The 8,746-nt window shown below is 38.0% G+C and carries 8 protein-coding genes and 1 pseudogene; 5 read left to right on the top strand and 4 right to left on the bottom strand.

Features of this window, described 5'->3' with window-relative positions:
- Positions 1-196: 196 nt before the first annotated feature.
- Complete coding sequence (locus tag E2L07_RS19505) at positions 197-1,390, bottom strand: ISL3 family transposase (RefSeq protein WP_134230423.1); 1,194 nt, start codon at positions 1,388-1,390, stop codon at positions 197-199.
- A 57-nt stretch (positions 1,391-1,447) separates the two neighbouring features.
- Between E2L07_RS19505 and E2L07_RS19500 the strand changes: the two genes are divergently transcribed.
- On the top strand, positions 1,448-2,863 hold the full coding sequence (locus E2L07_RS19500) for a M23 family metallopeptidase (protein WP_134230422.1): 1,416 nt from the start codon (positions 1,448-1,450) through the stop codon (positions 2,861-2,863).
- A 75-nt stretch (positions 2,864-2,938) separates the two neighbouring features.
- Here E2L07_RS19500 and E2L07_RS19495 read toward each other — a convergent pair.
- The 3 genes and pseudogenes from E2L07_RS19495 to E2L07_RS19485 all read right to left on the bottom strand — a co-directional run.
- Positions 2,939-3,196 (bottom strand): annotated as a pseudogene (locus E2L07_RS19495) (NAD(P)-binding protein); the annotation flags it as partial.
- 59 nt (positions 3,197-3,255) lie between these two features.
- Positions 3,256-5,403: a heavy metal translocating P-type ATPase gene (locus E2L07_RS19490; protein WP_134230420.1), complete on the bottom strand. Its 2,148-nt coding sequence runs from the start codon at positions 5,401-5,403 to the stop codon at positions 3,256-3,258.
- Complete coding sequence (locus tag E2L07_RS19485) at positions 5,396-5,779, bottom strand: ArsR/SmtB family transcription factor (protein WP_134230419.1); 384 nt, start codon at positions 5,777-5,779, stop codon at positions 5,396-5,398. The genes E2L07_RS19490 and E2L07_RS19485 overlap by 8 nt, the downstream gene beginning before the upstream one ends.
- A gap of 141 nt (positions 5,780-5,920) precedes the next feature.
- Between E2L07_RS19485 and E2L07_RS19480 the strand changes: the two genes are divergently transcribed.
- The 4 genes from E2L07_RS19480 to E2L07_RS19465 are packed head-to-tail and all read left to right on the top strand — an operon-like array spanning position 5,921 to position 8,628.
- Positions 5,921-6,463 (top strand): copper resistance CopC family protein, encoded by a 543-nt coding sequence (locus tag E2L07_RS19480; protein WP_134230418.1) that lies wholly within the window; start codon positions 5,921-5,923, stop codon positions 6,461-6,463.
- On the top strand, positions 6,460-7,545 hold the full coding sequence (locus tag E2L07_RS19475; RefSeq protein ID WP_134230417.1) for a copper resistance D family protein: 1,086 nt from the start codon (positions 6,460-6,462) through the stop codon (positions 7,543-7,545). Before E2L07_RS19480 ends, E2L07_RS19475 begins: the two co-directional genes overlap by 4 nt.
- A gap of 38 nt (positions 7,546-7,583) precedes the next feature.
- Positions 7,584-8,273, top strand: a complete 690-nt coding sequence (locus E2L07_RS19470; RefSeq protein ID WP_134230416.1) for a DsbA family protein — start codon at positions 7,584-7,586, stop codon at positions 8,271-8,273.
- A gap of 4 nt (positions 8,274-8,277) precedes the next feature.
- Entirely contained in the window at positions 8,278-8,628 is a 351-nt protein-coding gene (locus tag E2L07_RS19465) for a disulfide oxidoreductase (protein WP_134230415.1), read from the top strand.
- The last annotated feature ends 118 nt before the right edge of the window (positions 8,629-8,746 follow it).

Genomic DNA, 8,746 nt, shown 5'->3' with positions numbered 1-8,746 from the left:
GTCTCTTCACCACTTTCTGTGGTACACGCACAATTCCAGAAATAAAGTTAGCGAGATTAGATACTAATCTAGTCGAACTCCTTCATCTGCTTAGGCACCATTCAGTTGGTAGGTTGAAAGCGGTCAAGTGGGTTCCTTGACGGGTTTCAACCTACCAACTACCCTTTGGCTAGCTGATGAAGGAATTTGTAAGCTGTTAAGCTGCCTGTTTTTCATTAGTTTTTCCCGTACACTCCAAAAATACACGTAAGCGAAATCGTTGGATATTTCGAAAGCCATATGCTCGCCTTTTGATGTTTTTAATTTTATGGTTTGTTCCTTCAATTCGACCATTAGTGTACGGAGTGAGAAAGTACTGAAGGATAGATGCTTTCCACTTCTCCAGTGTTCTGGCAACCTCTTGATAAGCTCTAAATGGGCTTGCTTTTGCTTCATTGATCCAGTTATCTAATAGTTCTTCAGCTGTGTCATAGTCACTGGCTTGGTAGAAGTCACGGAATGATTCTTTTAAGTAGTAAGCCAAGGCCAATTCATCATGTTCGTCGAGCCATCCTTCTAGCTGTTGCTTTTGTTGTTCAGTTAGATTTTCGTAGCCTTTTAATAAGGCAAATCTACCTTTTTTAAGTGTTGGAAACCGTTTTCTAACTTGATCTAAAGCTTGAGTCACTTTTTGAACGACATGGTATTTATCAATGACAAGACAAGCAGCTGGAAATAGCGTTTGGATGGCTTTATGGAACGGCTTCCACATATCGACGACAACCGTTTCTACACACGACTGAGAGAGTAAGTTCTTTGTTAAAAGGAGTTGAGTGGATTCAAAGCTTCGGTTCTCTTCCATCGCTAATACCCGACCAGTCTTGGCATCCATTAAAACCGTTTCGTATCGATGTCCTTTTCGGACAGCGACTTCGTCGATACTAATGACGAGCTCTTCGTCCCGCAAGTTCTCTTCGAGCTCGTTTATATGCTCGATTTCCTTTTCTGTGGCGATTGAATAGAAAAGGCGTTCTAATGTAGTATAAGGAATGTTTTCTTTTTCGCTCACCATTCTGATGGTTGAGCCAAGACACTGCTCATAGAGATACTCTCGATAGCGATTTGTTTGATGCTTATTTGGTTGAATAGACTCAAACGTCTGTGTGAACACTTCATCACAATTGAAGCAACGAAAACGATTCACTTGAACAAACAGAAAGAGTGGCTTATCAAGTACCTTTAAGTCACGTACTTTACGTGTACGTCTGTCGTGGACATGATTAGTAAGAAACCCACAATACGGGCAACGCTCTTCCGTTGATTTTTTTACAACATTGAGTTGGAAAAACTCTTCATGAAATACTTGTTTAACAACTTTAAATTCCGGCAATTCTAGTGATACGGAAAACACTTTCAGACCCTCCTGGTTTGTTTGGTTAGCACTAACATTATTGCCAGGAATCTGTGAGTGTTTTCTTCTTTTTTGTTTAAATCACTAAAAGTGGTGATGAATCTCATTATTTTATTTACTACTGTCATTCCTTTATCTGTTTTAGCCGCTGATAATCATGATTACATACCGGTTATTTATCATGTACTCATTGATGATAAACGCATCGGAACAATAAGCAATAAAGAACTCATAAATGATCTGATTCTAGCTAAAATTGATAACTTAGACAAGACTTACAAAGATCTAGAGTTGACCACTTCAAAAAATATTACATATATCCCAGAACACACATTTTTTCCAGATACTTCTGATGAGCAAATTTTAAGTTGGATTAAAGAAAATGTAACGATTGAAGCGGTAGCTAGTAAGCTTGAATTCGAGGATCAATTTTTATATTTAAAAGAAAAAGAAGATGCAGAAGAAACGCTAAACCAATTGAAATTACGGTTTGTGTCAAGCGAAGATCTTAATGCACTGACCAACAGCGAGCAAAAGAGTGACAACAAAAGCCAGGTTCTAGATGTTTCTTATTCAACACAACCAACTATTACTTCTGGTCAAGTTAGTCCAGACGACATTCTTTCAGTTGATGAAGCCGTAAACTATATCATTAAAGGAAGTTTACAGGAAAAAGAGTATCTTATTCAACAAGGCGATGCACTAAGTACAATTGCCCAAAAATATCAATTGACAATTGATGAGTTGCTCAAACTAAACCCGGAATATAAAAATGATCACGTCCTTCAAATTGGACAACCACTTATCGTAACAGACTATCAACCGTTGACAGACATTATAGTAAAAGAAAAACTAAATAAAGCTGAAGAGATTGAATTCGAAACGAAAATCGTTGAAGACGATACGATGTATAAAGGTGACAGCAAGATAAAACAACAAGGGAAGAACGGAAAGAAAGATGTGCTTTATCAACTCACAAAAAAGAATGGATCTGTTGTTAAAGAAGAGATAATAGATGAAACGATTGTAGAAGAACCCATACCAGAAATTATCATTAAAGGGACAAAGGTTATCCCTTCACGCGGAACGGGTCAATTTGCCTGGCCGACAGTTGGGGGCTACGTTTCTAGTAAAATGGGACAACGATGGGGAAGAATGCATCAAGGGACAGATATTGCAAGACCAAGTAGACTCGATATTTTAGCTGCTGACAATGGGACGGTTACTTTTGCAGGTTGGTCAGGAGGCTATGGAAATAAGGTCGAGATTACACATAACAATGGATATAAAACAACCTATTCTCATATGAAGTCCCTTTCCGTGCAAACAGGTCAAACGGTCTCAAAAGGAACACAAATTGGCGTAATGGGTGAAACGGGTAATTCAACAGGTGTTCACCTTCACATTGAATTATATAAGAATGGACAATTAAAAGATTTCCTCCAATATGTTAAGAGGCTGGGACATAACTAGCCAAAAATAATAAAAAAGGGTTCCAATCTCATAAAAACAAAATGATTGGAACCCTTTTTCTGTTGATTTATTCTATTCTGCATAGTTTTGCAAATAATCAGCTATTTCGTCTTTTGTAGGAAACCCGTTTGGATCACCATTTAATGCAAGGCCTGGTAAAGCACCATACGACCTTGGTGTAAAAAGGACTAATGAGTCATACCGGTTACGCCAAGAATCACCTGTTCTTTCTTGTTCATCTAAAATCAAAAATTGAAATTGTTCTTTTTTTAGATAATACCCAACAGCTAAACCTGCTTGCCCTCCACCAATTACCAGGACATCATAATCCATTCGATTTTTCTCCTTTCAAAAAGAGAGTTAAGGAAGCTTCCTTAACTCTCTTAGTTGTATTATTTATCTTTCACTCTTAACAGTCTTAACCCATTAAAGGTAACTAATAAAGTTGCGCCCATATCCGCCAAAATGGCAATCCAAAGAGTGAGCCAACCTGGAACCACTAGAAGTAAAGCTACTAATTTAATCCCTAATGAAAAGGTAATGTTTTGCTTAATAATATTCAAAGCTTTCCGACTTAACTTAACTGTATAAGGAAGCTTTGTTAAGTCATCACCCATAAGCGCAACATCCGCTGTCTCTAACGCGGTATCTGTACCAGCGCCTCCCATTGCAATTCCGACGGTTGAAGCTGCTAGTGCTGGAGCATCATTCACCCCATCTCCTACCATGGCGACATTCCCATACTCGGAGCGTAATCGTTTTATATATTCTAGTTTACCTTCAGGCATCAATTCTGCCTGAACATCGGTAACACCTACATGTCCACCTATTGCTTCAGCTGTTCGTTTATTATCACCTGTAAGCATGATCGTTTTTTTAATCCCTAAGTCATGCAGTTTTTTGATAACTTCCTGACTCGTTTCTCTTACTTCATCCGCTACGGCAATAATGGCAAGAACCTCACTATTCGTTCCAACGATCATTGCGGTTTTCCCTTGTTTTTGGAGTGTTCGAACGTCCTCTTCTACTTTAGTAGGTAGATCGTCATTCAGCAATTCAGCAAATAAGGAAGGGCTGCCTATATAGAACTCGGTTTGATCGACGGCCCCTTTAATTCCTTTACCAGTAATCGATGAAAACTCCTCTACAGCAGTATCCATATAAGGTATCTTCTCTTGTTCTGCCTTTTTCATAATCGCAGAAGCAAGAGGATGTTGAGAACGATACTCTAAAGCAGCAATAATAGATAATAATTCTTCTTCATCTGTCTGATCCTGATAACGAATAAAATCTGTGACAACGGGTTTACCTTTTGTTAACGTACCTGTTTTATCAAAGGCAATTGCTTTTAAAGCACCGGCCTCTTCTAAATAAACTCCACCTTTAACTAAGATCCCATTCTTCGCAGCATTTCCAATGGCTGTAACAATCGCTACGGGTGTGGAGATGACTAGTGCACAAGGGCAACCAACAACTAGAACCGCTAAACCTTGATACACCCATAACTCCCAACTAGCTTGGAACAATAATGGCGGAACAATAGCGACAAGCGCTGCTACCACCATAATAGCCGGTGTATAATATTTAGCAAATTTATCTACAAACGCTTGGGACGGAGCACGCTCCCCTTGCGCTTCCTCTACAAGATGAATAATCTTGGCAAGCGTCGTATCATTTACATGCTTTGTTACCTCTACTTCAAGTAACCCTTCTTCATTCAACGTTCCAGCAAAAATGTCATCATCTACCGACTTTTCAACTGGTACGGACTCTCCAGTTATCGCCGCCTGGTTCACCGCAGAGTGTCCTTTTCGAACAACGCCATCCATCGCAATTTTTTGCCCAGGTTTCACAATCATAATATCGCCAACTTCAATCTCGTCAACCTTAATCATCATTTCCTGACCGTCTCTTCTAATCAGCGCTTCTTTCGGAGCAATGTCCATTAACGATCGGATGGATTGTCTCGCCTTATCCATAGAAAAACGTTCAAGAGCTTCACTAATCGCAAACAGAATAACGACAATCGCTCCTTCTGTCCATTCTCCAATAATCGCAGCACCAATTACCGCAACCGTCATCAACGTTTTCATATCAAATTGCAAGCGCAATAAATTCTTAAAACCCACTTTAAAGAGCGAAAATCCCCCGATTACAATCGAAGCCATAAATAAGAGAACGGAGAAAATGTGACCTTCCCCATAAACAGATTGTGAAACATACCCAAAAATCACAAAAAGAGCAGCTGTAATCACGTTTAAATATTTTAAAACAAACGGTTCTTTTTTCTCTCCAAATCCTGCTTGATCATTCTCGGGAATCACTTTTAAACTTTCAAAGGCTCCGGCTTTTTCTAGATCTTTTATCGTTGTCTCACCGAAAACAGTCACCTTTGAAACCCCAAAGTTTACTTTAGCATCAACAACACCATCCAGGTGTTTCACGTTCTTTTCGAACGTGGCGGCACAGCCTGCTCAAGTAAGTCCTTGGACACGGTAGACCGTTTTTTGCCGTTCTAATCCTTTCGCTTCTTCAGTCACGTTCTTCTACCTCCTTCCCATGCACGACCGCTGTTTGAACAAGCATTCTAACGTGCTCATCGTCTAAAGAGTAAAAGACCAGCTTTCCTTCTTTTCTACTCTTCGCAATTCCTAAATTGCGGAGATGGCGCAAATGATGAGAGACCGTGGCCATTGTTGCGCCAATAATATTCGCGACATCACAGACACATAACTCTCCTTCTTGTAATAAGGAATAAGCAATTTTCAATCTAGTTTCATCTGATAAAGCCTTAAAAATACACGCAACTGGAGCGAGGTTCTCTGCCTTTACAATAGATGAGATCCGTTTTACCTTTTCTTCGTCATAACAAAAAATCTCACATGTATCGTCGTCCTGTTTTACTTTTTGACTCATACCGTCACCTTCATTCAAATTATCATTTGATTAAAGTCTATGCCTCGTTTTCAGAATTGTCAATATTACATTCAAATGAGCGTTTAATTATGTTTGATTACTTGCTATAATACAATGGTCTTAACAGAATGGAGGGACTAAATGAAAAAAACATTGCTATTGCTTATTATCTGTTTGTTACTATTTCCAAATTTAACTTTCGCTCATACAAGCTTAGTAAGCTCCTCCCCCTCTGAAGGAGAAGTGCTAACCGCATCACCTGGAGAAATCGTATTGGAATTTAATACGAAGGTCGAAAAAGGAAGTCAGTTTCAAGTAATAAATCCATCTGATAACGGAATGGCTGTGACTGGTATAAGTATTGAAGATAAGATGTTATCTGGAATGCTTCCACAGGAACTACAAGGTGGAGAGTATCAAATTCATTGGAAAATAATCGGAGCAGATGGACATCCAATCGAAGGAGAGGTTTCATTCACTGTTAAAATCGAACAAGAAAAAAACAGTAATGAAGAATCAAATCAAATCATTAATAAGGACGAGCAATCTATGGAGGAAGATCCAGTCGTGGTGGAAATAGAACCAGCAAATCCTCCAGCTATGATGTCTACAATTGCTATTATTTTAGCTATCCTTGCAATTGTATCGTTCTTTTACGTGATTAGAAAAGGAAAGATTCAATGATTACCTATTTGATTAGTGAACTAATGTTATATTTATCTTTTGCCATCCTAGCAGGGACATTTATTATTGCTATCATTCCTAATGAAAAAAAACCTACCATTAGCATTCATAAGCGTTGGTTACAACTATCTATTCTTGGAATTGTTCTATTCTCCGCCATGCCTGTCGTTCAAATCGTTGAGTACCTTTATCAAGGTATTGGATTGTCACTAACGTTAACGAATGTGATCAACAATTTTGAAGTAGGTAGAGCATGGACACTGATTTTAATATTATCCATTTTTTATTACTTACTAATTTCTATCTTTCCCGTACAGCAAAAAAAATCTTACGCTGTCGTAGCTCTCATATTTTTATTTAGCATGATTTTAGCAGTAGGCTGGGCGAGCCACGCTGCCTCGCTAACAGAATGGAGTGGCTTTGTTTTTCATACGACACACTTTACAGCAGTAAGTGTCTGGATTGGAGTTCTCTTTATCGTTAGTTGGTTTTCAAAAGATACAAAAAATTGGAATGTATTTTTAAAATGGTATTCACCACTTGCTATTGTCTGTTTTATCCTCACTTTATTAAGCGGATTTTATATGATGAGTCTTGTCGTAGATTTAAGCGATTATACAAATTCATGGCTATTAGATTATGGACAAGCTCTGCTAATAAAACATTTATTCATTATTCCGCTACTTGTTTTTGCCTTTTTTAATGGAATATGGATGAAGCGTAGATTGAATCAAAACCCTCAATTTAATCCAAAGCCATGGGTTAGAGGAGAAAGTTTATTGTTGCTTTTTATTTTTTCAACGACAGCCTTTCTCGGTCAAAGTTCTCCTCCACATGAGATAGAGTCAACCATTAAAACAAACGGGGTCTCAGCTCTATTTCAGTATTTTTATGGAGGAACTGTTGCAGGGCAAGTTCAATTTTCCTTGACCACGTTCAGCATTATATTTATGCTGCTTGCTGCCATATTTTTGACGTTACTTATCTATTCGTTTTGTAAGAAGGCACCAGCAATCTTTGCCTTTGTAATGAGTTTCCTTAGTGTGTTATCAATCTATTTAAGTTTAATGACAAGTTTTTAACGACAGAGAAAAACTTAGTCAATAAGGAGAGTATTTTAATGAAAACTAATTCAAAATCACCAGTTAAAATCTTATTTGTTTTAACGATTGTCATTATCGGTTTACTCGTGGCAATCGTTTTATTAAATAATGCAAAATCTTCAAATCAAGATCCTGAAGTTACTGTATTTGAAGAGCAACCACCCATTGAAGGACAGCCTATATTGGGTGAGGAATCTGCTCCTGTAACCATTGTTGAATTTGGCGATTTTAAATGTCCTGCTTGTAAGGCGTGGGGAGAAACTGTTTTTCCCCAATTGATAAATGATTATGTGGATACAGGGAAAGTGAAGTTTTCCTATATTAATGTCTTATTTCATGGAGAAGAATCCCAAACAGGTTCCCTTGCAGCTGAAGCCGTATTAAAACAGTCTCCAGAGAACTATTGGGCTTTTCACAAAGCCATATTTGATGAACAACCAACTACTCAGTCACATGATGATTTATGGTTAACGAATGAAAAGGTTCTAGAAATAGCTAGTGCGATTCCAGGAATTGATGTTAAACAGTTGCAAGACAGTCTAGAAAATCAAACTGAAATGAATAACGTAAATACGGATAATCAGTTAGTTAGTCAATATAACATTCAACTTACTCCAACTATTATGGTAAATAACATCATGTTAGAAGACCCTTTTGATTATGAAAAAATGAAAAGTCTTATCGAGCAAGAATTAGAAGGGAAATAGGGCCATGGCATTCATAAGACAATACGCTCTATACTTTGCTTGGTTAGTATCGATTGTAGCAACACTCGGCAGTCTGTATTTTAGTGAAATCAAAGGATTTATCCCTTGTGAGTTATGCTGGTATCAACGAATTTTGATGTATCCATTAGTTGTCATACTAGGGATAGGAACGTTTCAACATGATTCATCTGTAAAGAAATTTGTTTTACCGCTGGCCATAATCGGTTGGAGTATATCGTTATACCATTATTTGATTCAAAAAGTTCCAGGTTTCGCTCCCATTAAGCCATGTGCAAGCGGGGTCCCTTGTAATGTTGAGTATATTAATTGGTTCGGGTTCATGACCACGGATTAACCCCCGTATTTTGGACAGTATCTCTCTTAATCTCACTTTATCTTAAAATTACATCCTTTTTCGTTTCCTTTTGTCCTTTTGAGATGATAGCCATTTCTTCCATTCCTTCAAGGATAAA

The sequence above is a fragment of the Halalkalibacterium halodurans genome (assembly GCF_004376175.1).
Taxonomy (GTDB): Bacteria; Bacillota; Bacilli; order Bacillales; family Bacillaceae_D; genus Halalkalibacterium; species Halalkalibacterium halodurans.
The sequence above is the reverse complement of the archived record's forward strand: the minus strand, read 5'-3'. Positions and strand labels throughout refer to the sequence as shown.